This window comes from Rhodococcus sp. P4_B6 (genome assembly GCF_056402215.1).
In genome coordinates, this window is record NZ_JBFUHV010000093.1 from 1 (window position 1) to 24646 (window position 24646).

Consider the following 24646-nt stretch of genomic DNA (forward strand, 5'->3'; position numbering starts at 1 on the left):
GCCGCCGTAGAGAAGGCGGTTCTCGATGAAAATCACCGGGTTCGGATCCTGGATGGCGGCTCTCAGCAGTCCGTAGGTGTCGGCCGGCGTCGACGGCATGACGACCGTCAGGCCCGGAATGTGTGCCAACAGGGCTTCGAGGCTCTGCGAGTGCTGGCTGCCCGAGGACTTTCCGGCACCGAACTGAGTACGGACAACGAGGGGCATCGATACGGCCCCGCCTGTCATGAAACGCAGTTTGGCGGCCTGGTTCATCAACTGATCGAGGCACACGCCGATGAAGTCGAAGTACATCAACTCGACCACTGGCTTGAAGCCTGCCATGGCCGCGCCGACCGCTGTTCCCATGATTGCACTCTCCGAGATGGGGGTATCCCGAACGCGTCCGGGAAACCTCTCTGTCAGACCGCGGGTCAGGCCGTAGACATTTCCGCCCTTGCCGACGTCGATCCCTGCCAGAAAGACCGTCGGGTCGTTCTCCAGCTCGTAGGTCAAGGCATCGGTGATCGCATGCATGACCTTCGTCGAACCTTCGGTGGGAACGGGAGGCTCGGACACGACGGGGCGAGGGGTCGAAACGTAGTCCGCCACCGTCTCGTCCGCCGGATACGGGGCGTCCGATGCTTTCGCGATGGCTTGCTCGATCTCCGCTTCGACCTCGGCCTCGATCGCCGCGAGTTCCGGGACCATCCCAACGTGACGCATCGTGTCGCCGAGGACGATAAGCGGGTCCCTCTTCTTCCACTCCTCGAGTTCGGCTGCACTCCGATAGCTCTCCGGGTCACCCTCGTAGTGGCCGTGCCATCGGTAGGTTGTGGCTTCGACGATGGCCGGGCCGCCGCCCGCGCGAAGCCGGTGCACGAGCTCGCGCTGAAGCCTGGCGACCTTCGTGACGTCGTTGCCATCTACTTGGTGGAACTCGACCCCGTAGCCGGCTGCTCGCTCACGCAGCGTCGCGCGATGCTGGTCTCCCGCGGGGGAGAACTCGGAGTACCCGTTGTTCTCGCAGAAGAAGATCACCGGAAGGTCCCACACCGCTGCAAGGTTGACCGACTCGTGGAACACGCCTTGGGCCACGGCACCGTCGCCGAAGAAGGCGACCACAACACCGCCCGCGTCGCGCAGTTGGGCTGCCGTGCCGGCACCCACCGCGATCGGCATTCCGGCGCCGACGATGCCGTTGGCGCCGAAGATCCCCTTCCTGGGGTCCGCGATGTGCATCGAGCCACCGCGGCCCTTGCAGGTGCCGGTCTCCTTTCCCATCAACTCCGCAAACATGCCGTCGACATCCAGGCCCTTGGCGATGCAATGACCGTGCCCGCGATGTGTGGACGTGATGACGTCCCGGTCGTCGAGCGGCCAGCAGGCGCCGACGGCGGTGGCCTCCTGACCGATGGACAGATGCAGAAATCCGGGTATCTGGGTTGCACGATACAGCCGGGAGGCGTGCTCCTCGAATCGGCGGATCCTCAGCATCCGCCGGTACAACCCGGCCAGAGTTACGGGGTCATCGAAATAGTGTGCTGTCGAATCTGTTTCAGCAAGCGTCATTATGTCTTCGCCGATCGGTGTGGAGACTCGCGCACGAGTCGACTCTTGACTGGGGCACAGTGCGGTCAATATTATACCGATTGTTCTAAAAAACAAGGGTCGCCGTCGGCGACCTATTCACAGGACGGACCCGACATGGATCTAGACCTGCCTGCCGAGGCGATCGAGCTTCAGAAGCTGTGCCGTGACTTCGCCGAGAAGGAGATCGAGCCGTACGCCGAGTCCTGGTCGGAGGAAGAACGTTTCCCTTCCGATGTGTTCCTGAAAATGGGAGAACTCGACCTTACCGGGCTGCTCATTCCGCACGAGTACGGTGGCACTGATGCAGGTTACGTCTCCTACGTGACGGCGATGGAAGCGATCGGCGCTGCCGATCAATCATTCGCAGCAGCCTGGAACGCACACTCGACGATTGCGTCGCTTCCGCTGGCTGTGTTCGGCACCGAAGAACAGAAGAAGAACTGGCTCATTCCGCTCGCCTCCGGTAGGAACATCGGGGCATTCGGACTGACGGAGCCGACGGCGGGATCCGATGCGTCAGGAATCAGGACGACAGCGCGGCAGGATGCCGGCGGTTGGCTCGTCAATGGCGCAAAGATGTTCATTACCAACGCTGGAACCGAGGTGAGTCTTGGTGTGACGCTACTCGCCGTCACCGGGACGAACGACGACGGATCCAAGCGATTCGGAACGTTCTTCGTTCCCACCGGAACCGACGGATACACAGTCGGACGCCCCCTTCGGAAGCTCGGCTGGCACGGGATGGACACGCGGGAACTCATCTTCGACAACTGCTGGATCCCGGCCGAGAATCTGATCGGAGAAGAGGGCAACGGGCTTCGGCAGTTCCTCGACGTGCTGGACGGCGGCCGCATCAGTGTTGCCGCACTGGGGTTGTCGCTCGCACAAGAGGCGCTCGATCTCGCGTCTGTGCATGCGACGCAACGGGAACAGTTCGGCAAGCGTCTCGCCGACTTCCAGGCGGTGCAGCACAAGTTGGCCGACATGGCCACCGAAGTCGAAGCTGCACGGAGCCTCGTCTATCGCGCTGCGTGGCTCGCGGACAACGGGCGTCCGTTCGGCAAGGAAGCTGCGATGGCCAAGCTGTACGCATCTGAGGTGGCCAACCGTGCCGCCAGCGCCAGCGTTCAGATCCACGGAGGCTACGGCTACATTCGAGAATCGAAGATCTCCAGATTCTACGCGGACGCGAAGGTACTGGAGATCGGCGAGGGTACGAATGAGATCCAGCGCAACGTGATCGCCCGCACCGTGATCCGGTCTGTTCGCGCCTGATCTGTTGCGCTCTGGCAGACATTGCCGAACTGTTCGTGTGGCCTGAGTTGCACCAGTTCGGTGTGTCAACCCTGACCGGGAATGCCGGATCTTTCCGATCGGCATCCCGGTCTTTCGCATTCGATGCCGACAGCATGCCGGCGTCAGCGGCGATGATCCCCATCCACCCCTCGCGGGGACGGTCCTCGCGGGCGACGCGCCGTACCTGCCCACCGGTGCACTCGTACACCGGGCGGTCCGTGAGTAGGCCTGTAAAGGCCGCGGCTGCGGCGCCCGACTGCGCCGCGCAGGCTTGCAACCGGAGGCGCCTGTCCCGCAGCAGGTGTATCGGCTTCATCGACCCAGGGTTCCCCTATTGCATTGTTTTGAGCAAGTGGTCTATCTTTGCGTGACGCAGGTCATAGCCCTGGCCTTGCGGTGAAGAAACGGGAGGTGCCGATGCGGTGCCTATGCTGCCCGCGCACAGGGCGCGCTCACGGACCCGACGCCCGCGTCGCTCCATCCCTTGCTTTGGCGCGTGAATACGGAAAGGGTCGAAGGCGATCGCAATGGCGCTGATGTTCTCCAAACGACTGGGTCGAAGCCTGCTCGTACTGTTCCTCGTCACGGTGGCCGTGGTGGGGCTACTCGGCCTCGCGCCGGGATCTGTCGCCGATGTGGTTCTCGGCGAGAACGCCACCCCCGAGGCTGTCGCCCAGATGAATACCGAGCTCGGCCTGGATCAGCCGTTGTGGCGTCAGTACGTGGATTGGCTCGGATCTGCAGTTCGCGGCGACCTGGGCTCGTCGCCGATCACTGGTCAGGACGTCACCCAGGCGATTCTGGATCGTCTTCCCGTGACGATCGAGCTGGCGGTGATGGGTCTGTTCCTCGGCGTTGCCATCGCCATCGTGCTGGCCGTCATTGCCGCCGCGACTCAGGGAACCGCAGTGGATCGCGCTATCAGTGCTGTCTCGTCCGGGTTCTTGGCGGTTCCGGCGTTCATCGCGGGTCCGGTGTTGATCTATTTCCTGGGAGTGCAGCTCGGTTGGTTCCCGGTCTCGGGGTGGTCGCGAATCAGTGATGGCCTCGGGGCGAACCTCCAGCATGCCTTCCTGCCTGCGGTGGCCATTGCGTTGGTCGAGGTTGCGACGTTCCAGCGGTTGCTTCGGACGGATCTGGTCAGCACGCTGCGGGAGGACTTCGTGTCGGCGGCGCGGGCGAAGGGGATGCCGCGGGCGTACGTGTTGTTCCGGCATGCGCTGCGGCCGTCGTCCTTCTCCTTGATCACCATGGCCGGCATCAGTTTGGGGCGGTTGATCGGCGGCACCGTGGTTGTCGAGATTCTGTTCGGTCTACCCGGGCTGGGTCAGCTCGTCTCGTCGTCGATCACCGTTCGTGACGTGATCACGGTCCAGGGCATTGTCGTCTTCATCGCGTTGGTCTATGTGGTCGTCAACATGCTCGTCGATACCAGTTACGGCTTCCTTGATCCGAGGGTCCGAAAGGCGGTTCGCGCATGACACTCACCAGCCCGGTGGTCAAGGCCTCCGCAGTCGGCGCGGCGGCAAGGCGACCAGTTGTTGCGCCACCCAGAAAGAAGCGTTCGGTTGTCGTATGGGCATGCTACTTCTGGCTCGGAGCGGTGATCCTTCTGGCGTTGTGTGCGAACCTGCTTCCGATTGCGGAATATTCCGTTCCCGTTGGAGGTTCACGTGTTCCACCGCAGTGGGGTTCACTCGACTTGCTGCTGGGCACGGACAGCTACGGGAGGTCCATCCTGTCCCGGTGCATCCATGGCGCACGAGTGTCGTTGGTGGTGGGCGTCGTGGCCGGACTCACGGGTCTGGGTATCGGTGCGAGTCTCGGAATGCTCGCCGGCTACTTCCGCGGGCGCACGGACTGGTGCCTGTCACTTGTCGCGGACGCGATGTTGGCATTCCCGCCACTGATTCTCCTCCTCGCGTTGGCCTCGATCCTGACTCCGAGTGTCACGACGATTCTCATCGGTCTGACACTCGTCACGATCCCGGCGTTTCTACGTTTGGCGAGGGCCACCACCATCTCCTGGTCGTCGCGCGAATTCGTACGTGCTGCGAAGAATCTCGGTGCCGGCGATGGCAGGATCCTCCTCAAAGAGATATTCCCGAATGTCGTGCCGTCATTGGGAGCGTTCTTCCCGATCGTGATCGCGGCACTGATCGTCGCCGAGGGGTCGCTCAGCTTTCTGGGGATGGGTATCCCTTCGCCGCAGCCGAGTTGGGGCGGAATGATCAGCGACGGTAAGGCCGCGATTGCCACTGCGCCGCATATGGTGTTCGTCCCGGCGGCAGTCATCTTCTTCACTGTTTTCGCCCTCAATCAGATCGGTGATCACCTGCGCCTGCGGTTCGACCGCTCCATGCAGGACTGACGTGCTGCTCGGAAATCGTGAAAGGTCAGGCATGTTCCTCAGAAGGCACGCGCTCGTGGCAGTAAGTGCTGTTGCGATGCTCGCGTCGAGTGCCTGCGGCGGTGGTCATTCAGTGGGTGCGATCGCGGCGGCGGGACCCTCGGGTGACCCTGTTGCTGGTGGAACTGGGCGAATCGTCGAGATGGCGGAGCCGCGCAGTCTCGATCCGGCCCTGATCTCCAACTCGTGGGCGAATTCCCCGCTTCTGGGTAATGCCCTGTACGGCACACTCATGATCGACAACATCGAGACCGGTGCCATCGAATACACGATGGCGGAGAATTTCTTCTCCACCGACGGCGGGAAGACGTTCACCCTCGTCCTTCGGGACGGGTTGAGGTTCTCCGATGGAAGCCCTCTTACCGCTCACTCGGTGAAGACTGCGTGGGAACACGTGAAGGATCCGGCTACTGCGTCCCCGGACATTCCGCAGGCGCGACTCATCGACAGCAGCGACGTCGTCGATGAACGCACGCTGAGGGTGAACCTGGTGACCCCGGTTCCGAACTTCGCGAATGCTGTTCTCCAGACCTCGCTGAACTGGATTGCCTCACCGACGACACTCGCAGCCGATCAGGCGCACAAGGACTCCGACCCCGTCGGTGCCGGGCCGTACACGCTCGAGCACTGGTCGCGTCAGGACGTCATCAGCCTCACCCGCAACGGGAACTACTACGACGCCCCCCGTCCGTACCTCGACAGACTGGAAATCCGCGCGATTCCGGATGCGGAACAGCGCTACAACACCGTGCTCAGTGGTGGAGCCGATTTCGCCCTGGAGGGCATCTGGCAGAATCTGGACAAGGCGACGAACACCGGGCTGCAAAGCTCCGTCGCGCCGCTCGGTGGTGGAACGTCCCTGGTACTGAACAACACCAAGGCGCCGTTCGACGATCCGCGGGCGCGAAAGGCGCTGGCCACTGCCTTGAACCTCGATACGCTCAACACCGCGGTATACGAGGGCACGGGGAAGATTCCGGCGCACTTGTTCGACGAGTCCTCGCCGTTCTACAAGGATATTCCGCTGGCCCAGCAGAACCACGACGCAGCGCAGCGGCTTCTCGACGAACTCGCCAGTGAGGGTGCGCCGTTGGAGTTCACACTCTCCCTTTACCCCACAGGCAAATCCCTCGGCGAAGCAGTGCAGACCCAGATGAGTGTGTTCGACAACGTCAAGGTCGAGGTTCGTACCATCGATCTCGCTCAGGTGGGTCAGATTCTGGGCAAGAAGGACTACGACGTCATCTCGAGTACGGTTGTCTTCAGTGACCCGGAGCCGCGGTTGTGGTTCGGATTCCACAGCACCTCCAGCGGCAATTACAGCGGAATCAAGGACCCTCAACTCGACGACGCCCTCGACAGAGGCCGCGTTGCCGGAAACGACGCGGAGCGCACGGCGGCGTACGAGGCCGTCCAGAAGCGCCTCGTCGAACTGAACCCCGTCATCTTCTACTCCCGCGCTGCACCGGGAGTCATCGCCGGCACCCAAGTCGGTGGGATCGTGCAGTACGGGATGGGGTCGGTGCTTCCGGAAACTCTCTGGATTCAGAAGTAGGCACCGGCATGACTGAAGACGATGTTCGCCTTCGCCGACGAAAGGCTAGGAAACGATGAGTGAACCCCCCCTCCTCGAAGTGAAGAATTTGCATTCCTATATCGGCTCGCCGCGAGGTGTGGTGCGGGCGGTCGATGATGTGTCGTTCGGAGTGGCTGCGTCTGAGGCGCTGGGCATTGTGGGTGAGTCGGGTTCCGGGAAGTCGGTGATGGCGCGAGCGATCATGGGGCTGATGCCGGCGCAGGCTGCTCAAACCGGCGAAGTCTATTTCCAGGGCCGTGATCTTCTGGCGTTGAATCAGAAGCAACGCGAGGGGATTTGGGGTAAGCAGATTGCGATGGTGTTCCAGGACCCGGGTCGATCTCTCAATCCTGTGGTGCGCATCGATCGGCAGTTGGCGGAAGGGATGCGGCGTCATCTCGGCGTGTCCCGTTCCGAGGCCCGCCATCGTGCGTTGAATCTCCTTGGAGAGGTCGGTGTTCCCGATCCCGAGCGTCGGTTGCGCAACTATCCGCACGAGTTGTCGGGTGGAATGCGTCAGCGTGTGATGATCGCGATCGCATTGGCGTGTGAGCCTGATCTTCTCATCGCCGATGAACCGACGACCGCGCTCGATGTGACGATTCAGCGGCAGATCCTCGACTTGCTGCGCAAGGTGCAGATGGAGCGGGGGATGGCGTTGATGTTGATCAGCCACGACCTCGCGGTTGTTGCCGGCCGGACCGACCGCGTCGCCGTGATGTACGCTGGCAAGTTGGCCGAGATCGGTGCCACCCGCCAGGTTTTCGATGCCCCACGACACCGGTATACCCATGCGTTGCTCGGTGCAACCCCCACGATCGACCATGAACGGCATGCCCCGTTGAACCTGATTCCTGGTTCGTTGCCGACACCGACGAGTCCGCCACCGGGCTGCCGTTTCGCTCCGCGGTGTGCATATGTGGAGCAGGCATGCATCGAGCCGGGACCGGCCATGGTCTCGGTCGGATCGGACCACGCAGTTGCGTGTACCAATACCGCACCCGCGGTGAGAGAAACAGCTTTCGGAGGTGAACTCGTTGGCCGGTAGTGGAACCGCGCACCTGCGCGGAGATGGCACGCTTCTGAGCGTGCAAGATCTCGAGGTGGAGTACAGCACGAAGGGAGGGTCGTTCAAGGCGGTCGGTGGCATCAGTTTCGATGTCCGCAAGGGCGAGACGCTCGGTATCGTCGGTGAGTCCGGGTGTGGCAAGTCGACGACCGGGCGGGCTGTTCTGCGTCTCGATCCCATCGCCGGCGGTCGAATCCGATACGGCGACGAGTGGATAGAAGCAGTTCCGGAGCGGCGCATGCGTCAGCTGCGTCGTGAGATGCAGATGATCTTTCAGGATCCGGTGGCGTCCCTCAATCCCCGTCGGGCGGTCAAGGAGATCGTCGTCGAGGGTCTGGCGATCGACGGGGCGACGGCTGCAGATCAGGCGTCTGCGTCCCAGAGGGTGCTCGACCAAGTGGGTCTTCCGGGTGATCGATTCGCTGACATGGTGCCTCGTCAACTGTCGGGTGGGCAGGCACAGCGGCTGGCGATCGGGCGTGCTCTGGCGCTCAATCCGCGGCTTCTCATCTGTGACGAGCCGGTGTCGGCATTGGACGTGTCGGTGCAGGCGCAGATCCTGAATCTGCTCGAGGAACTCAAGCAGGAGTTCGACCTGACGATCGTGTTCATCGCTCACGACTTGGGCGTGGTGCGTACGGTCAGCGACAACGTGTTGGTGATGTATCTCGGGAAGGTGTGCGAGTTCGGTGACTCGGTCGAGGTGTATGACCAGCCGGCACATCCCTACACCAGGGCCCTGCTGGATTCGGTGCCCCTGACCGACCCCGACAAGGGCTTCGCCGGTCCGGCTCTCCAAGGAGATATCCCGTCACCGCTGCGGCCACCGCAGGGATGCCGATTCCGCACGCGCTGCCCGATGGCGCAGGACCACTGTGCTGTCGAGGAGCCCATCATGCGTGAAGTCCGGCCCGGTCAGTACGCAGCCTGTCACTACCCCCTCGACTGACGGACAGTGCCAGGTCTGCCGACGTCGGCAGACCTGGCACGTGGCGGCGCATCGCGCCAACTGTCGACGCCCGTGCCGCGGGTGTGAAGGGTGCATATCGCGTGCGACACGACTCGCGGTTGGACGCATCCGGACACCCCGGCGCCACTGCTTTCGAAGCGCTAGCGGCCCTGCCAGCGAGGTGCGCGACGTTCGGCGAAGGCGGTGGCACCCTCCGCTGCGTCCGCGGACGCGAACACCGGGTCCGTGTAGGCGGATTGCCGCCCGAACGACTCCTCGTCGGTCCACGTCCTGGAGTCGAGAGCCAGCGCCTTGCTCGCACGAACCGCGAGGGGCGCGTTCGCCGCGATCGACGCCGCCAGGGCGCGCGCGGTCCCGACGGCGGCACCGTCTTCGACCACTCGATTGACCAGTCCGTGAGTCTGCGCATCCTGGGCGGTGATCGGCTCCCCGGTCAGGAGCATTTCGAGTGCAACGGCGCGGGGCAGGACCCGAGGCGCGCGGAAGATGCCTCCGGCGCGGGCGGCGAGCCCCCGCTTGACCTCCGGAAGACCGAACCGGGCACCAGAACCGGCCACGACCAGGTCGCATGCGAGGACCATCTCGAAGCCGCCGCCCAGTGCCCACCCTTCGACTGCGGCGATCAGTGGCTTCGCCGGAGGCGCCTCGACGAGTCCGCCGAAGCCGCGGCCCTCGACAATCGGGCGTTCCCCCAAGCGAAATCGCTTCAAATCCATCCCGGCGCAGAATGTTCCTGAGCTTCCGGTGAGGATCGCAACGGAGAGTTCCGGATCGTCGTCGAGACGTGTCAGGGCTTCCGCGATGACAGTGGCCGCAGACAGGCTCATCGCATTGCGCTGTTCGGGTCGATTGATGGTGATGGTGAGGATTCCGGAATCGGCCTCCACGAGAACCTCACTGGCAGCGGTGGTGGTCATCGCGGAGGCATCCGGATCGCACCGTCGAGACGGATAGTCTCACCGTTCGCGTAGCCGTTCTCCAAGAGGGCAAGTGCCATGCCGGCATAGTCCTCGGGACGGCCGAGACGCTTCGGGAAGGGAACTCCTGCCGCGAGGCCCTCGCGGATGTCCGAGCGCAGGCGCGCGAGCATCGGCGTGTCGAACGTGCCGGGGGCGATCGTGTTGACGCGGATCCCCACACTTGCGAGATCGCGTGCGGCAACGAGGGTGATGCCGTGGACAGCCGCCTTGGATGCGGTGTAGGCGGTCTGGCCGATCTGGCCGTCGAACGCCGCGACGGAGGCGGTGAGGACGATGCTGCCGCGCTCGCCGTCGACAGGCTCGTTGCGTGCTATCCGTGCGGCGGCGGCACGCAACACGTTATAGGTGCCGATGAGGTTGATCTCCAAGATGTTGCGGAAGCTGTCCAGGTCGTTCGGATTGCCCTCCTTGTCCAGGATGCGGAGGCGGTCGCCGCCTCGGCCGGCGCAGTGCACCACGCCGCGCAGGGGACCGAACGACTCCGCCGTATCGAGGGCGGGGGAGAACGATGCCTCGTTGGTGATGTCGATGGGGGCGAACGTGGCCCTGTCGCCGAGGCGGTCCGCTGTCGCCGCGCCGTCGGAGGTGGCGAGATCGGCGATGACGACGTGGGCGCCTGCCGCGACGAGCGCGGCGGAGGTCGCTTCACCGAGCCCGGAAGCGGCACCGGTCACCAGGAAAGTGTTGTCTTTCAGTTGCATGAGGCAGGCTTTCTGTGGATGTGGTCTATCAGTAGGGGTGGCGTGTCCGCTGACTATGCGGGGTACCGACCGGCAATCTCACGGCCGATGATCTCCTTCATGATCTCGGTCGTTCCGCCGACGATCGTCTGCACGCGGGCGTCGGCGTAGGCCCGCGAGATCGGGTACTCGTCCATGTACCCGTATCCACCGTGTAGCTGCAGGCACCCATTGACGATTCGGTTCTGCAATTCGGTGGCCCACCACTTCGCCTTCGCGCCCTGCGTGACGTCGAAGGTGCCGTCGTTGTAGGCGAGAATGGACTGCTCCAGGAATGTTCTGGTGATGTCGACCTCGGTCGTCATCTCCGCTAGCCGGAAGCGTGTGTTCTGGAAGTCGATGATACGTTCACCGAATGCCTTTCGCTCGCTGGTGTACTTGACGGTCCAGTCCAATGCGGCTTCGGCGGCGCACAGTGCACGCCACGCGATCGAGAGGCGTTCGAGCGGAAGCTGAGCGGTGAGGTGGTGGAATCCGCGGCCCTCCTCGCCGACGAGGTTGGACACCGGGACACGGACGTTGTCGAAGGCGATCTCGGCAGTGTCCTGGGAATGCAGTCCGAGCTTGCGCAGCTTGCGTCCGCGAGTAAATCCCTCGGTGGTGGTGGGGACGAGAATCAGGGAAAGACGGGGGCGTCCTTCGTGCTCGCTCGTGCGGGCGGCGGCGAGCACGACGTCCGAGGAGAATCCGCTCGTGATGAAAGTCTTGGCGCCGTTGATGACCCACTCGTCACCGTCGCGGACCGCCGTGGTCTTCATCCCGCGGAGGTCGCTACCGGCGGCCGGCTCGGACATGGCGATGGATGCGACGATCGTGCCCTCTGCCATCCCGGGCAGCCACTGGCGCTGTTGCTCCGCGGTGCCGAACGTCGTCAGGTACGACGCGACGATGTCCTCGTTGATCGAGAAGCCGGAGGCAAGGGAGGCCGCGCCGACCGCTGCGAGCTCCTCCTGGACCACGCACCGGAAGCGGTAGTCGCGCATCCCACCTCCGCCGAGCTCCTCGGCAACTCGGATGCCGAGAACGCCGTGTGCGCCTGCGGACTTCCAGACCTCGCGGCCGGTGCTGCGATCCTCTTCCCATTGGTCGAGGTTGGGGACGACGTCTCGCTTGACGAACTCGCGGACCACCTCGCGGAAGCCTTCGTGATCTTCGTTGTAAAAAGTTAGAGGCACTTGGATTCTCCTTGGGTCATTCAGTTTCGGCTTGTCGGGCGTCCGGCTTGTCGAGGTGGCGGGCTTGATGTTCAATCCTTCTAGCAGGCGAATTCGATTGCAAGGATTGGAAACCATGAAATATCAAGCACCACTTGAAGGTTTGAGAGTTGTCGAGTTCCTCGGTCTGGGCCCTGCGCCGTTCGGTTGCATGATGCTCGCCGACCTCGGAGCGGAGGTGCTGACGCTGCGTCGACCCGGCTCGGAACTTCCTGCACTGGTACGTAACCGATCGACTCTCGAGGTGGATCTCAAGGATGCGGACACCCTTCGTCTGGTCCGGGAGATGATCGAAGCCGCGGACGTCCTTGTCGAGGGATTCCGGCCCGGAGTGATGGAGCGACTCGGGCTGGGTCCGGCCGACCTGTCGGCTGCGAACGAGCGACTCGTATACGCCCGAATGACCGGGTGGGGGCAGTCCGGACCGCTGGCATCCACCGCCGGCCACGACATCAACTACATTGCGCTGTCGGGTGCATTGCACTCCGCGACGCGACAAGGCGGTACGCCGATGCCGCCTGCCAATCTCCTCGGCGATTTCGGCGGTGGTGCACTGTATCTCGTCACTGCGATTCTCTCGGCCGTGTACGAGCGTGACCGCACCGGTCGAGGGACCGTGCTCGACATCGGTATTCTCGACGGCACGACCTATCTGACGTCGATGCTTCACGAGTACCGCTCCACTGGGCGGTGGTCCGACGAACCCGGTACGAACAGGCTCGACACGGGTGCTCCCTACTACGATGTGTATCCCTGCGCCGACGGGAAGTTCGTTGCCATCGGCGCGCTGGAGGATCCGTTCTTCGCGGTGCTGCTCGAGGTCCTCGGACTCGAAGCCGAACTGGCGGACGGCCGGCACGACCCGGCGTCGTGGCCCTCTCTCCGCGAGCGCATCGCCGCGGCGGTACTCACTCGGACGCGCGACGAATGGGCCGAGTTGGCCGGCCCCACGGATGCCTGCCTCACGCCTGTTCTCGGCCTGGCGGAGGCCCCGGACCATCCGCAGGTTCGTGACCGTGACATCCTCGCCGCGGACGGCAGGGGCGGGTGGACGCCACGGCTTCCGATCGGATATCGCGACGATGCCACCTCTGCGCACGATCTGCTCCGTTCGTGGGTGGCGGCGGGGGACCGGGCAGGTCGGTCGGTCACGTCGTGATCGCCGGGGCCGTTCCGATGGTCGAGCGTGGACACCGGAACGGCCCCGACGGATCAGTTGTGCCGCTTCGGCCGGTTTACTCGAAGAGTTCGTAGATCGTGGCATTGGCAGTCCCGCCACCTTCGCAGATGGTCTGTAGTCCGTACCGGATTCCCTTCTCGCGCATGTGATGAACGAGTCGAGTAGTGAGGATGGCCCCGGACGCGCCCAGCGGATGGCCGACGGCAATGGCGCCACCGAGTGGATTGATGCGTTCGGGATCGGCCTCGAGTTCGATTTGCCAGGCCAGCGGAACCGGCGCGAAGGCCTCGTTGATCTCGATCGCGCCGATGTCGTCGATGGTGAGACCGGCTCGCGCGAGGACCTTCTGCGTTGCGGGAATCGGGGCGGTCAACATCATCACCGGATCGGCACCGACAACCGAGCCGGCGAGCAGGCGGACGATGGGCGTGAGACCGAGTGCGGCCGCCTTCTCCGGCGTCGTGATCATCACCGCGGATGCGCCATCCGAGATCTGTGAAGCGTTGCCCGCGTGGATCACACCGTTCTCACTGAACGACGGCTTCAGCTTGGCGAGGGTTTCGGGCGAGGTGCCGCGTCGCAGGCCCTCGTCGACGTCGAGTTTCGCTTCGCCGATGGCGACCGGGACCAGTTGGGAATCGAAGGCGCCACGGTCGATTGCGTCTGCTGCGAGCTGATGCGATCGAGACGCGAACTCGTCGAGCATCTGCCGCGACAGACCCCACTTCTCGGAGATCAACTCGGCGCCCGTGCCCTGGTCGAGGTGATCGGTCTCGTACCGGTCGAGTACGGTCTGACCGTAGGGGAACCCGCTGGCGCGTGCCGCCCCGAGGGGTACCCGGGACATCGTTTCGACTCCACCTGCGACGGCGATGTCGTAGGCTCCCGACATCACGGCGTGCGCGGCGGACTCGATCGCCTGCTGACCCGAGCCGCAGGCACGATTGATGGTGACCGCTGGAACGCTCTCCGGCCAGCCGGCGGCCAGAGTGGCGAACCGTGCGACGTTGCTCGACTGATCACCGAGTTGGGTGACACATCCCCACATGACGTCGTCGATCGAACCCGGATCGACGCCCGTCCGTGTGACCAGTTCGTTCAGCACCAGTGCGGAAAGGTCCACCGGGTGGACGCTGCTCAGCGCGCCGTTGCGTTTCCCGATGGGAGTACGCACCGCTTCGACGATGACTGCTTCTCTGACTCGCATGTTCGCTCCTGTGATGCTGGTGGATGAGATGAGGCGACCCAGGACCACACCTCGACGAGTGTGGTTCCGGCTCTGCCGCTGCCACCGTCGCCGGCATGAACCGAGCGACCCTTCTCGATGATCCCGGTGTCGGCGTCGAGGATTTTCCTCGGGAACCGATCAGACGCTTGGGTGCTCGATCGAATGATCGCCCGTGGCGATCAGGTGGATGGGTTTTGCAGCGGGCACGAATCCTCCTGAACTATCCGCATCACGCAGAGAGAAGACGGTTACTTGGTTAACTATCTGGATTCTAGCAGGAGCTGCTGTGCGCGTCACTGCAGCCTTGTGCTCAATGGATTGGGGTTCGATCGTGCCGAGTGCTGTATATGCACTACAGAAGGATGCTTCTCTGGCTCGGCGCTCCTTGCGTTGCCCGTTGGGCGGGCCGCACCCGCTCGAGTCGCGCGCCGATGTGAGTGATCCCCATCGCGTTCTCGCGCAGCAGAGATGCGATAGATAGTTAACTAGGTGACTGCCGTTGGGTCGAGCGGTCCGATGCCTGCGTGGAGTGCTGCCGCAGTCGCACCGTGCGGAGTTGGCCCGACTGGTCGAGGTCGCTGGCGCGGATGGTCCGCAAAGGGCCACCGTCTTTCGGTGAACGCAGTCCAAACGCGGCCGTGCCGCCGCGTCCTGCAAACCCATGGAGGAACTCGACGGCCGGCATCAGGGTCCGGGTTCGAGCCGGAGGTCCCGGCTACAGTCGAGTTCCCACGTTTCTGCACCTGTAGGTCGCGTTCGAGATGGCGGACGCTGTGCTCAGGACGGCCTCCGCGGCGAGGCCCCAACGCATTCGGCCGGCAACTCCAGTCAGCGAGACGGCGCCGAGCGTGTCGCCGGACTGGCCGATCGGAGCCGCAACGCAGACGATCTTGTCGTGTAGTTCACCCCGGTCGAATGCGACTCCGCTCTTGCGGATCTGGCTGAGTTCGGCGCGGAGAGTGAAGGGCTCGGTGATGGTGTTCGCAGTCCTGCGTGGCATCGGCGCCGACAGGATGGTGCGGAGGGCATCGTCGTCGTACGCCGCGATTGCCTTGCCGAGTGCAGTGCAATAGGCAGGCGCGCGACTTCCTCGGCGCGCCGTGAGGCGAGGCGGTCCGGCGGTGACCTTTTCGAGGTGGACGACCTCTGCCCGATCGAGAATGCCGAGGTGCACCGACATCCCGGTCTTGGCGGCGAGGGTCTGCAGGTGCGGCAGTGCGGCCTCGTGGAGCGTGTTCTCCTCGATGGCGAGGCTCCCCATTTCGAACATTCGAATGCCGAGTCGGTACCCGCCGGAATCCCTTGCCATCCATCCGACTTGGCAGAGTTGGTCTGCCAGCCGGTGCAGTGTCGACTTCGGGAGGCCGGTGCGCTCGCTCAGGTCGCCGAGGCCGAGCACCTGTCGGCTGCCGTCGAAGGCCTCCATGATCGACGCGATCCGTCCGAGGACGGTGCGCTCCGGATTTCGTTGCCCGTTGCCCGTTGCGGCGTGGCTGCCGGTGATCGAGCCRCCCGGTCCGTCCAGTGGCCCCTCGGTTGGTTCGACCTCGAGTCCGGAGGTAACCAGTTTCAAGTTTAACGACATTGCCGCCACCTTCCATTGAGGTCACTTATTTCAGCAAGAACCAGCAGTACTTGGCAAACTAGGCGGGCAACCGGGGTGCTGATTCCTATTTAGTGCACTTTAATCTCGTGTAAGCAGGATCACATCCAAGCGTCGGCCTGTCAAGTGCCCGCGGTGACGCGTCAGATATCTGCGCGTAGGAGAGGTCGCTGCGCCTGTGAGAGTGGGCGTGCGGTGCGCCCTCGACGGTCGGACTGCGCCGGGCAAAAGACCCGGATGATGGGGCTGTCGACGAGTCGACGCAAGGCCGTGACCGAGAGGCGTTTCGCGTGTGTACTAACCTCGAGAGGTGGCGGGATAGGCGATCGTCCCACCGATCACTGTGGTACGAACTGCCTCGGCCGAAGGCGCGGCGAGGACGTCGGCGAGCGGGGCGCGGAGGAGCACCACGTCGGCATTCGCACCCGTCTGGATGCGGCGTGGAGCCCCGCCGGGATCCTCGGCGACCGCCAGGTATCCGGCCAATGCCTGTGCGCTCGTAATGCGTTCTGTGGGTCCGACTATCTCGTTCGTCGGGGCGCGCCGCATCACCGCGGCGGTTATCACGCTCCATGGATCGGCCGGCCCGTACGGGGCGTCGCTCGACAACGAAACCCGTACACCTCCGTCCAGTAGCGACCGGCAGCGATACAGGTCCGGTTGGTCTCTTCGGTCGACCCGGCGTAGATAATCGTCGCCGCGGTCGGCGAGGAATCCGGGCTGGGTGACGACCCGGAGGTCACGCCGGCGGAGGTCGTCGATCGTTTCGCGAGGGATGAGGGCCCCGTGCTCGATCCGGTCTCCGGGCAGGGTTCCGACTTCGTCGAGCGCCGCCAGCAGGATCAGCAGTGCCTCGCGGGTGACACAGTGCACGGCGACCGCCCTACCCAGGCTGTGGACCTCCCTGATCCGGTCGGTCAGATTCTCGAGGTCAGGCAGTTCGGAGTCTGCCAGCACAATCTTGTAGGGGCCGAACGAGATCCGTTCAACCGAAGAATTCGCTCCGCTCAGCGGTGTCCCGAGCAGGTGCATTCGTTGAGGAAATTCACCGCTCGCGCTGGCCGCGACGAGTGACGCCTGGGACAGCGGGCTGAGGTCCGGACTTGCGTCGGTGACCCCGGTGATGCCGCATCGGGCCAGTGCAGTGCCGATCGCTCCCAGACGCGGCGGCTGTGACCGGGGGAGTCGGTCACGCAGCCAGGTGTCGGCGCGCCATACGCGCCCGGTCGGTCGGCCGTCCTGGGTGCGTTCGACGCCGCGATGGGATGCTCCGTCGAGGTGCGCAGCGGCGATGGCTGCACTATTGAGAACCCACATCGCGCCGCTGCGATGTTGCATCCGGACCGGTCGGACGGAGTGGAGGCGGTCGAGACCGTCCGCGTCGAGATCGCCGGCGACAGTCTCGCTGTATCCGACGCCGCGAACCCAGCCGTTCTGGTCGCCCGGCGTGTGTGCGAGAACGTCCGCGAGGGTGGCAGCATCCCGAACGTCCGGCGGCCCGCAGCGCACAGAGGCGGCGTCGGCGGCCATTGCATGGAGATGCAGGTGGTGGTCGTGGAGACCCGGGATCAGAGCGCCGCCATCGGCGTCTATGACCTCACCGAGCCGGGTGGACAGGTTCGGGCCGACGGTCCTGATCCGTCCGCCGGAGATCACGACGTCGATACCGGGAACACCGGCGACCTCCGCGTTCCGGATCACAAGGTCGGTCACGGCGCCGCGATTTTCAGTGTGCGTAGTACGGAGGCGGTGTCGGCACCGGAGACGGCGACGTGTCCTGCGGGTGCCCGCTCCTGTGGCTCGGCGACAGGGACGACGCCCGAGGCTGTCTCGACGATCCACTCGCGGCCTGACCATCGAGGCGTCGGAGCGGAGTGGTCGGTCAAGGTCGACGCGACGAGGTCGGACATGGACAAGTTCCAGAGGTGTCCGGAACCGTCTGTGGGGGCGGACATCGCCAGTGCCGCGGCGGTAATTCCAGTGAGCGGATCGGCGATGGCGTCGCCGACGAAGAGAGGGCTGCCGTCGTGAGCGGTTGCGACGAGTCCAGCTGCGGCGGCGAGGTCGTCGCCGAAACCGATTCGGTCGGAGGCTCGTCCAGCTGCTGTGATCGACACCCACGTGGCACCCCGGGCGACCGCGGCGTCGGCATCGAGTCCGAATCCGACAAGGGCGCGTGGGCGGGAGGCCTCGATCACGATGTCGGCGGCGTCGACGAGTGCGGAGAGGGCCCTGCGCCCCTCAGATCTACTGGGATCAAGGACAACTGACTCGTGACCACCATGCAACAGTTGGTAAAAGTGAGAATTTCCGCGGCGGGCACCGTCCGGCCGATCGGGTGTCTCGACCTTCACTACACGGGCGCCCGCGAGTCCGAGAAGATGCGCGCACAGAGGGCCGGCCCACAAGGCGCTGAAGTCGACGACGAGTAACCCGTCGACGGGGCGGGGGTGTAATGGCTTGGGGGCAGGTGGGGGTGTGGTCGCTCGCGAAATCGGAGCTGCTGCGATGTTGAGGAGTGTGGCCCGCTCGGCCAAGTCGGCACCGCGGTGATGTGCGAGCCAGTCGGCGACGATAGGCCAGGGGTTGTCCTCGTCGACGACTTCGCAGACCAACGCACCCAATAGTGCAGCGTCGGTGGTGCGGGCACACGACACGGCCGCCCACCCGTCGGCGGTGGGCAGCAGGCGACAGCTGCCGCCCGCCGACACGTTTCCGCGCCGCCGGAAACCGGTGAAGGCTGCACGCTCCGAGAGCATCTTGGCACCGTCGATATCGATGCGTCGACCACTGATGGCGCAAGTGTCTGCAATCCACGATGACATTTCATTTGCGAATGTCGCAGCCCGACCCGGCGGGATCACCGGTGGCCCGTTCGGGTGGCCCGTAAGGGCGACGACACCGCTTCGGGCCCAGTCCCGTACCGGATCCTGCGCCGAGTGCGTGAGCGACGGAGTGGGTGACACTTCTCGATCCTATGCTGGCAAGCTGTTCCGTATGGATACTGCGCAGGCTTCATTCTCTCCTCGCGATCTCGCGGACGGTGCCGCCGATGCCGCGCTGCTCGCCGAAGAGGCGGCCGTTGACACTCCGATGATAATTGTGGATCTCGACGCAGCAGTCGATGCCGGTACCGCTGCCCGTGCGACCGAACGAGCACTGAGTGCCGACCGACTGCTTGTCGGGTTGCGCCGTCAGCCGGGACCATTGCCGGAGGTGGTCGAAGGCCTCGTCTCCGCTCTCGACACCACGATCGTCGGTGAGGCCATGCCGAGCGACCGTCGGCTCGTCGGAGCGATCGATCCAGACGCTGCGATCGCCGAACTGTTCGAGGTAGTGTCCGCAAACGTGCACGCTGCGATGCTGCTCGGTCAGGTTCTGCGTTTGTCCGAGGGACTTCCCGTGCGGCAGGCAATCGACGTCGAATCGCTGGCTTATTCCACCCTTCTCGGCACCCCGGGATTTCGGCGCTGGCTCGAACGTCGAGGCCCCCGTCCGTTGCCGCCGCCATCTCCGCAGGAACCCGTATTGCTCTGGCGGGAGAACGATCAGTTGTCGATCACTCTCAACCGGCCGGAGCGCCGCAACGCCTACGGCGCCGAGGTCCGAGACGGGCTGGTCGAAGCGCTGATGCTGGCGATCGCGGACGAGACTATCTCCGAGATCATTCTTGCCGGATCCGGGCCTTCGTTCTGTGCGGGTGGCGATCTCGACGAGTTCGGCACCACCCCTGATCTGGCGACTGCCCATCTCATCCGCACTCGCGCCGGCGCCGGACGGCTGATGGCGCAGATAGCCGGTCGGATCGAGGTCCGGGTGCACGGTAGTTGCGTTGGAGCCGGAATAGAGGTTCCGGCATTCGCCGGCAGAATCGTGGCTTCTCCGGACGCTGTTTTCCGGCTGCCGGAGGTGTCGATGGGGTTGATCCCCGGAGCCGGGGGAACGGTGAGCGTGCCGCGCCGAATCGGTCGATGGCGTGCGTTCTGGATGAGTTCGACCGGGGCTCCTCTCGATGCCCACACTGCACTCGCGTGGGGTCTCGTCGACGAGATCACTGATGCACATCGCGTGTCTGGCCTGTCGACCTTGCCGCCGCCATCGGCTTAGCCCGGAGCGGGACGTTCGGGTCATCTGGGGCGGGATTTGCTGGTGGTCCGGAATTACTCGAACGGCATACGGTCAGTGTCCTTCTGACATCTCGGCGCGTCGTTTCAGCGTGGTAGCGATGCCGGCGGCAGCGGCCAGAACGGGTGCGACGTGATCGGAGGGGCGAAACCGGGTGGCCTGGCCGGCGATGCTGATTGCGGCCACCGGTCGGCCGTCTGGTCCGAGAATCGGCGCGCCCACGCAGAGCACACCGACCGTCGCTTCCTCGTGTTCGAACGCGACCCCGGTCTCGAGCACGCGGTCGAGCTGCTGCCGCAACCGATCAGGGGTGGTGATGGTGCGCGGGGTTCGCCGCGGCATCGGCGCCGAAAGCACCTCGATTCGCTCGGCCTCGGGTGCGTGGGCGAGAAGTGCTTTGCCCAATGCCGTGGCGTACACGGGCATCCGTCCTCCCACCCGAGACGGTGCCCGTGGGCCTCGATGGCCGGCCACTTTGGCGAGGTAGAGCACATCGGCGCCGTTGCGGACCCCGAGATGAACGATCTCGTGGGTGCGCTCGTACAGATCCTCCATGAACGGTGTCGCGACTTCGACGAGAGTGCGCTCGACGGACGCGCGCATCCCCAATTCGAACAGGTGTGAGCCCAGGTGGAAGACGCCGTCCACCCGGTCCAGCAACCCCGCGGCGACCAGATCGCCGGCTGTCCGGTGCAGCGTCGCCTTGGGCATGCCCGTGCGCCGCTGCAACTCCGCGAAACCGACTCCATGGTCTTCCGGTGCGAAGGCGTGCAGGATCACCATGACCTTCCCGAGCACCGATGAGGGATCCAAATCCACGGACACACAAACCATTTTATGCGCTGGTTCCACTGAGAGGAACTAAATGGTGGCGCGAGATCTGTGCACCATCCAGCATGGGCACCATGCAAACTCGCTCGTATGAGATCGACGCGGCGTCGGACCGCCTGCTGGCGGCGGCCGCAACAGGGGTGCCCTGTCAGCCCGTCCGCGATCTGATCGGATCTACCGACATGGCCGCGGCCTACGCTGTGCAGGCCCGCGGAACAGCGGCCAGGCTCGCCACCGGCGCGAAGGTCGTCGGCCGGAAAGTCGGCCTGACCTCCCGCGCCGTACAGGCACAGATCGGTGTGGATCAGCCCGACCTCGGCTACCTGTTCGACGACATGGCCTACGGTGACGGCCACACCATCCCGATGAGCCGGCTCCTGCAGCCGAAGGTCGAAGCCGAGGTCGCCTTCGTCCTCAAGGGCGACCTCGACACCGGACCGCTGGACGATCAGCAGATCCGCGCGGCGGTCGACTACGTGACGGCCGCCATCGAGATCGTCGACTCCCGAATCCAAAACTGGGACATCACCTTCGGTGACACCGTTGCCGACAACGGGTCGAGCGCCCTCTACGTCCTCGGCGCGACCCGCAAAACACTCGACGAGATCGAACCAGTAAACGTCGAGATGACCATGACCGTCAACGGAACGCAGGTGTCCGAGGGCAACGGCGCCGCGTGCCTCGACGATCCGATCAATGCTGTCGTGTGGTTGGCACGCCAAGCAAGCACCTTCGGGGATCCGCTACGCGCCGGCCAGGTCATCCTCTCCGGGGCACTCGGCCCGATGGCGGCAGTCCAGCCCGGTGACCTCGTCACCGCGACGGTCAGCGGTCTCGGCTCCGTGACCGCAAACTTCTCCAAGGAGTAGATATGAGAACTGGAAGCTCAGGGACGACGAAGGTCGCCATTATCGGTTCCGGCAACATCGGCACCGACCTGATGATCAAGGTCATCCGGATTTCGGAATCACTCGAGGTGGCCGCGATGGTGGGCATCGATCCGGCGTCGGACGGACTTGCCCGCGCCGCCCGATTGGGAGTGCCGATCACCGCCGAGGGAGTCGACGGCCTGATCGACATGGACGGGTTCGCCGACATCGACATCATCTTCGATGCCACCTCGGCGGGCGCCCATCGCGCCAACGCCGCCAAACTCGCCCCGTTCGGCAAGAAGCTCGTCGACCTCACCCCCGCAGCGATCGGCCCGTTCGTCGTGCCACCCGTCAACGGCGAGGTGTCCATCGACGAAGACAACGTCAACATGGTGACCTGCGGTGGTCAAGCGACGATCCCGATCGTGTACGCCGTCTCCCGCGTCACCGACGTCCCCTACGCGGAGATCATCGCCTCGGTTTCGAGCAAGTCCGCCGGTCCCGGTACCCGCGCCAACATCGACGAGTTCACCGAGACCACCGCCAATGCGATCGAAGCTGTGGGCGGTGCCTGGACAGGTAAAGCGATCATCATCCTCAATCCGGCCGAGCCGCCCCTGATCATGCGGGATACCGTGTTCTGCCTGATCGACGACCCCGACGAAACCGCACTCGACCAGATCCGCACGTCGATCGAGGAGATGGTCGCCGCCGTCGCCGAATACGTGCCCGGCTACCGCCTCAAGCAAGCCGTTCAATTCACCCGAATCCCCGACGGCGAACCCATCCACACCCTGCTCGGCAAAGGCGTCGGCGAGGTCCGGGCAAGCCACCGCGTCGGTGTCTTCCTCGAGGTCGAGGGCGCCGCGCACTACCTGCCGGCCTATGCGGGCAACCTCGACATCATGACCTCCGCGGCGCTCCGTACCGGCGAACGGATCGCCGAGCGGCTGAACGCCAACCACACAGAAAGTGCCAGGGCATGACCGATCTCTACATCCAGGACGTCACCCTCCGCGACGGTATGCACGCCATCCGGCACCGCATCGATCCCACCGACATAACGCGCATCGTCACGGCACTCGACGACGCCGGTGTCGATGCCATCGAAGTTACGCACGGTGACGGCCTCGGCGGCGGATCGATCAACTACGGCCCGGGCTCCCACACCGACTGGGAATGGATCGAGGCAGCGGCCGCGGCCATCAAGAATGCAAAACTGACCTCCCTGCTCGTCCCTGGCATCGGCACCGCGGAGTCACTGAGAACTGCCTACTCCCTCGGAGTGCGTTCGGTTCGCATCGCCACCCACTGCACCGAAGCCGACGTCGCGCAACAGCACATCGAAACCGCCCGCGACATCGGGATGGACGTGTCCGGCTTCCTCATGATGTCGCACATGGCACCACCGGCAGAGCTGGCCGAACAGGCCAAACTCATGGAGTCCTACGGAGCGCACTGCGTGTATGTCACCGACTCCGGCGGGCGACTGACCATGAATGGTGTCCGCGACCGCATCCGCGCATACCGTGACGTGCTCGACCCGACGACCCAACTGGGCATCCACGCACACGAGAACCTGTCACTGTCGGTCGCCAACTCGGTCGTCGCCGTCGAAGAAGGCGCCTATCGGGTCGATGCGTCGCTGGCGGGGCAGGGTGCGGGAGCGGGCAACTGCCCCATCGAGGCCTTCATCGCGGTCGCGGACCTCACCGGGTGGGACCACCGCTGTGACGTGTTCAAACTCCAGGACGCGGCGGACGACCTGGTCCGCCCACTGCAGGATCGGCCGGTCCGAGTCGACCGGGAGACCCTCACACTCGGATATGCCGGCGTCTACTCGTCGTTCCTGCGGCACGCCGAGAACGCCGCGAACGAATACGGGGTAGACACCCGCGATCTGCTCGTCGAGGTAGGTCGCCGCCGCCTCGTCGGTGGACAGGAGGACATGCTGATCGACATCGCACTGGACCTGATCGCTCAGCGGGAACTGCAATCGAACTGAGCTGAAACGCTCAGGGCCGATCTCCTCCGGTCAGCGGACTACGTTGTCTCCCCGATGCTCTGGAATCGGGGAGACACGTGCGTCGCTGACTCCAAGTAGGCGGCTCGATCTCAGAGTGCTGCAGGCTGGGTTGCCGACCTCGGTGCTGAGGTCAGGCCGGATCAGCGCGTCGGGTGCGACCTCCCGAACTTCGAGCACCTGCTTGCCCGCGCTTCTTGCTCCGCGTGCCGGGCTCTCCTCGCTGCTCGACGGGAGCACCTGCGCCTGCCGGCTCGTCATTTGTGGCGATCGGTTGCGGGATGGCGGTCTGTCGTTTGGCGTTGTATTCGCGGATGCGGTCGTCGAGGTGCTCGTTGTGGTAGTCCGGGCTGCGGAATCCGAAGAAGAGGGTGGCGCAGTATTCCCGGGAGAGCAATTCCGCATCCCAATCGCCGCCGGGCTCTACCCATTGATACGTGTGGTTGTGCATGTTGAGGAACTGTCGTGTAGCCAGATGAGGGTCCATCTTGCGGAAGGATCCGGCTTCCATGGCGGCGACCAGAAGTTCCTCGACGAGGTCTTCGAATTCGCGGCGCTGCCGAAGCATCCGTGACAGGTTGGCTCCCCGCAGGTTGCGGTAGTCGTGTTCGTAGACCCAGACGTGGTCGAGCCTGGCGAGGATGTTTTCCAGGAGGGCCTGGGACAGCATCCGGAGACACAGGACGGGGTCTTCGTCGAGGGCGACAATGCGGCGTACCGAGACCAGCAGGGGCTCCATCACCCGGTTCTGGATCTCGACGAGGAGGTTCTCCTTGGATCCGATGTAGTAGTAGAGGGCGCCCCTGGCCAGACCGGTTACTTCGATGATCTCAGCGATGCCGGTGGAGGCGTAGCCGTTCTTGGCGAACAGCGCGGCGGCCTGGTCGATGATGTCCTGGCGCTTGATCTCGTAACCCGGTCCGTGCCCTGGTGGTCTTGGCATGGCTTATGAGCTTA

General features: G+C 64.4%; 21 protein-coding genes. 11 read left to right on the top strand and 10 right to left on the bottom strand.

The annotated features are described in order from the left end of the window. Positions 1 to 1647, bottom strand: a 1647-nt coding sequence (locus AC1DWT_RS31955; protein ID WP_477923734.1) for an alpha-ketoacid dehydrogenase subunit alpha/beta, incomplete at its 3' end; no start/stop codon positions are given. Between AC1DWT_RS31955 and AC1DWT_RS31960 the strand changes: the two genes are divergently transcribed. The 6 genes from AC1DWT_RS31960 to AC1DWT_RS31985 all read left to right on the top strand — a co-directional run bounded on the left by AC1DWT_RS31960 (position 1597) and on the right by AC1DWT_RS31985 (position 8872). Beyond that, a complete protein-coding gene (locus AC1DWT_RS31960) occupies positions 1597 to 2847 on the top strand; it encodes an acyl-CoA dehydrogenase family protein (protein ID WP_477923735.1) in 1251 nt (416 codons plus the stop codon). The two genes, AC1DWT_RS31955 and AC1DWT_RS31960, sit on opposite strands and share 51 nt — an antisense overlap. A 548-nt stretch (positions 2848 to 3395) precedes the next feature. Then, entirely contained in the window at positions 3396 to 4349 is a 954-nt protein-coding gene (locus AC1DWT_RS31965) for an ABC transporter permease (protein ID WP_477923736.1), read from the top strand. 347 nt (positions 4350 to 4696) lie between these two features. Then, entirely contained in the window at positions 4697 to 5239 is a 543-nt protein-coding gene (locus AC1DWT_RS31970; protein WP_257015512.1) for an ABC transporter permease, read from the top strand. A gap of 181 nt (positions 5240 to 5420) precedes the next feature. Beyond that, positions 5421 to 6833 carry an ABC transporter substrate-binding protein gene (locus AC1DWT_RS31975; RefSeq protein WP_477923737.1) on the top strand — a complete coding sequence of 471 codons (1413 nt, stop codon included), beginning with the start codon at positions 5421 to 5423 and terminating at the stop codon, positions 6831 to 6833. A 55-nt stretch (positions 6834 to 6888) separates the two neighbouring features. After that, positions 6889 to 7902, top strand: a complete 1014-nt coding sequence (locus AC1DWT_RS31980) for an ABC transporter ATP-binding protein (RefSeq protein ID WP_095861980.1) — start codon at positions 6889 to 6891, stop codon at positions 7900 to 7902. Continuing rightward, positions 7892 to 8872: an ABC transporter ATP-binding protein gene (locus AC1DWT_RS31985; protein ID WP_095862679.1), complete on the top strand. Its 981-nt coding sequence runs from the start codon at positions 7892 to 7894 to the stop codon at positions 8870 to 8872. Before AC1DWT_RS31980 ends, AC1DWT_RS31985 begins: the two co-directional genes overlap by 11 nt. A gap of 161 nt (positions 8873 to 9033) precedes the next feature. Here the strand turns inward: AC1DWT_RS31985 and AC1DWT_RS31990 are convergent, their stop codons facing one another. From AC1DWT_RS31990 to AC1DWT_RS32000, 3 genes are read right to left on the bottom strand one after another with little or no spacing between them, the layout of a single operon-like run. Continuing rightward, entirely contained in the window at positions 9034 to 9810 is a 777-nt protein-coding gene (locus AC1DWT_RS31990) for a crotonase/enoyl-CoA hydratase family protein (protein ID WP_477923739.1), read from the bottom strand. After that, positions 9807 to 10574: an SDR family NAD(P)-dependent oxidoreductase gene (locus tag AC1DWT_RS31995; protein ID WP_378686231.1), complete on the bottom strand. Its 768-nt coding sequence runs from the start codon at positions 10572 to 10574 to the stop codon at positions 9807 to 9809. Before AC1DWT_RS31995 ends, AC1DWT_RS31990 begins: the two co-directional genes overlap by 4 nt. A gap of 53 nt (positions 10575 to 10627) precedes the next feature. Next, on the bottom strand, positions 10628 to 11788 hold the full coding sequence (locus AC1DWT_RS32000) for an acyl-CoA dehydrogenase family protein (RefSeq protein ID WP_095861983.1): 1161 nt from the start codon (positions 11786 to 11788) through the stop codon (positions 10628 to 10630). A gap of 115 nt (positions 11789 to 11903) precedes the next feature. On the opposite strand from AC1DWT_RS32000, the gene AC1DWT_RS32005 reads away from it, so the two are divergent. Further along, positions 11904 to 12986, top strand: coding sequence for a CaiB/BaiF CoA transferase family protein (locus AC1DWT_RS32005; RefSeq protein WP_257015515.1), 1083 nt, complete (start codon positions 11904 to 11906; stop codon positions 12984 to 12986). A 76-nt stretch (positions 12987 to 13062) separates the two neighbouring features. Here the strand turns inward: AC1DWT_RS32005 and AC1DWT_RS32010 are convergent, their stop codons facing one another. The 4 genes from AC1DWT_RS32010 to AC1DWT_RS32025 all read right to left on the bottom strand — a co-directional run bounded on the left by AC1DWT_RS32010 (position 13063) and on the right by AC1DWT_RS32025 (position 18597). Continuing rightward, positions 13063 to 14214, bottom strand: coding sequence for a thiolase family protein (locus AC1DWT_RS32010; RefSeq protein ID WP_477923741.1), 1152 nt, complete (start codon positions 14212 to 14214; stop codon positions 13063 to 13065). Positions 14215 to 14950: 736 nt separating this feature from the next. Next, positions 14951 to 15820, bottom strand: a complete 870-nt coding sequence (locus AC1DWT_RS32015) for an IclR family transcriptional regulator (protein ID WP_477923743.1) — start codon at positions 15818 to 15820, stop codon at positions 14951 to 14953. A 315-nt stretch (positions 15821 to 16135) separates the two neighbouring features. Continuing rightward, entirely contained in the window at positions 16136 to 17551 is a 1416-nt protein-coding gene (locus tag AC1DWT_RS32020; RefSeq protein WP_477923745.1) for an amidohydrolase family protein, read from the bottom strand. Then, complete coding sequence (locus tag AC1DWT_RS32025; RefSeq protein ID WP_477923746.1) at positions 17548 to 18597, bottom strand: CoA transferase; 1050 nt, start codon at positions 18595 to 18597, stop codon at positions 17548 to 17550. The genes AC1DWT_RS32020 and AC1DWT_RS32025 overlap by 4 nt, the downstream gene beginning before the upstream one ends. A gap of 238 nt (positions 18598 to 18835) precedes the next feature. Between AC1DWT_RS32025 and AC1DWT_RS32030 the strand changes: the two genes are divergently transcribed. Beyond that, positions 18836 to 19945, top strand: a complete 1110-nt coding sequence (locus AC1DWT_RS32030) for an enoyl-CoA hydratase/isomerase family protein (protein WP_095861987.1) — start codon at positions 18836 to 18838, stop codon at positions 19943 to 19945. A 72-nt stretch (positions 19946 to 20017) separates the two neighbouring features. On the opposite strand, the gene AC1DWT_RS32035 is transcribed toward AC1DWT_RS32030, so the two are convergent. After that, positions 20018 to 20746, bottom strand: a complete 729-nt coding sequence (locus AC1DWT_RS32035) for an IclR family transcriptional regulator (RefSeq protein WP_373560148.1) — start codon at positions 20744 to 20746, stop codon at positions 20018 to 20020. A gap of 113 nt (positions 20747 to 20859) precedes the next feature. Here AC1DWT_RS32035 and AC1DWT_RS32040 point away from each other — a divergent pair, with 113 nt between their 5' ends. The 3 genes from AC1DWT_RS32040 to dmpG are packed head-to-tail and all read left to right on the top strand — an operon-like array spanning position 20860 to position 23671. Further along, positions 20860 to 21663 (top strand): 2-keto-4-pentenoate hydratase, encoded by an 804-nt coding sequence (locus tag AC1DWT_RS32040; RefSeq protein WP_095861989.1) that lies wholly within the window; start codon positions 20860 to 20862, stop codon positions 21661 to 21663. Between the two features lie 2 nt (positions 21664 to 21665). Continuing rightward, complete coding sequence (locus AC1DWT_RS32045) at positions 21666 to 22652, top strand: acetaldehyde dehydrogenase (acetylating) (RefSeq protein WP_095861990.1); 987 nt, start codon at positions 21666 to 21668, stop codon at positions 22650 to 22652. After that, positions 22649 to 23671 carry a 4-hydroxy-2-oxovalerate aldolase gene (dmpG, locus tag AC1DWT_RS32050; RefSeq protein ID WP_095861991.1) on the top strand — a complete coding sequence of 341 codons (1023 nt, stop codon included), beginning with the start codon at positions 22649 to 22651 and terminating at the stop codon, positions 23669 to 23671. Before AC1DWT_RS32045 ends, dmpG begins: the two co-directional genes overlap by 4 nt. A gap of 151 nt (positions 23672 to 23822) precedes the next feature. Here the strand turns inward: dmpG and AC1DWT_RS32055 are convergent, their stop codons facing one another. Next, entirely contained in the window at positions 23823 to 24632 is an 810-nt protein-coding gene (locus AC1DWT_RS32055; protein WP_095861992.1) for a TetR/AcrR family transcriptional regulator, read from the bottom strand. Positions 24633 to 24646 lie beyond the last annotated feature (14 nt).

Bases quoted from the DNA above. Each gene is read 5' to 3' on its own strand.
- AC1DWT_RS32055 (WP_095861992.1), bottom strand. From the start codon at position 24,632: ATGCCAAGACCACCAGGGCACGGACCGGGTTACGAGATCAAGCGCCAG.
- AC1DWT_RS31980 (WP_095861980.1), top strand. From the start codon at position 6,889: ATGAGTGAACCCCCCCTCCTCGAAGTGAAGAATTTGCATTCCTATATC.
- AC1DWT_RS31970 (WP_257015512.1), top strand. From the start codon at position 4,697: ATGCTCGCCGGCTACTTCCGCGGGCGCACGGACTGGTGCCTGTCACTT.
- AC1DWT_RS32030 (WP_095861987.1), top strand. From the start codon at position 18,836: ATGGATACTGCGCAGGCTTCATTCTCTCCTCGCGATCTCGCGGACGGT.
- dmpG (WP_095861991.1), top strand. From the start codon at position 22,649: ATGACCGATCTCTACATCCAGGACGTCACCCTCCGCGACGGTATGCAC.
- AC1DWT_RS31965 (WP_477923736.1), top strand. From the start codon at position 3,396: ATGGCGCTGATGTTCTCCAAACGACTGGGTCGAAGCCTGCTCGTACTG.
- AC1DWT_RS32010 (WP_477923741.1), bottom strand. From the start codon at position 14,214: ATGCGAGTCAGAGAAGCAGTCATCGTCGAAGCGGTGCGTACTCCCATC.
- AC1DWT_RS32025 (WP_477923746.1), bottom strand. From the start codon at position 18,597: ATGCTCTCGGAGCGTGCAGCCTTCACCGGTTTCCGGCGGCGCGGAAAC.
- AC1DWT_RS31995 (WP_378686231.1), bottom strand. From the start codon at position 10,574: ATGCAACTGAAAGACAACACTTTCCTGGTGACCGGTGCCGCTTCCGGG.
- AC1DWT_RS32040 (WP_095861989.1), top strand. From the start codon at position 20,860: ATGGGCACCATGCAAACTCGCTCGTATGAGATCGACGCGGCGTCGGAC.
- AC1DWT_RS32045 (WP_095861990.1), top strand. From the start codon at position 21,666: ATGAGAACTGGAAGCTCAGGGACGACGAAGGTCGCCATTATCGGTTCC.
- AC1DWT_RS32005 (WP_257015515.1), top strand. From the start codon at position 11,904: ATGAAATATCAAGCACCACTTGAAGGTTTGAGAGTTGTCGAGTTCCTC.
- AC1DWT_RS31990 (WP_477923739.1), bottom strand. From the start codon at position 9,810: ATGACCACCACCGCTGCCAGTGAGGTTCTCGTGGAGGCCGATTCCGGA.
- AC1DWT_RS31975 (WP_477923737.1), top strand. From the start codon at position 5,421: ATGGCGGAGCCGCGCAGTCTCGATCCGGCCCTGATCTCCAACTCGTGG.
- AC1DWT_RS32035 (WP_373560148.1), bottom strand. From the start codon at position 20,746: ATGGTGATCCTGCACGCCTTCGCACCGGAAGACCATGGAGTCGGTTTC.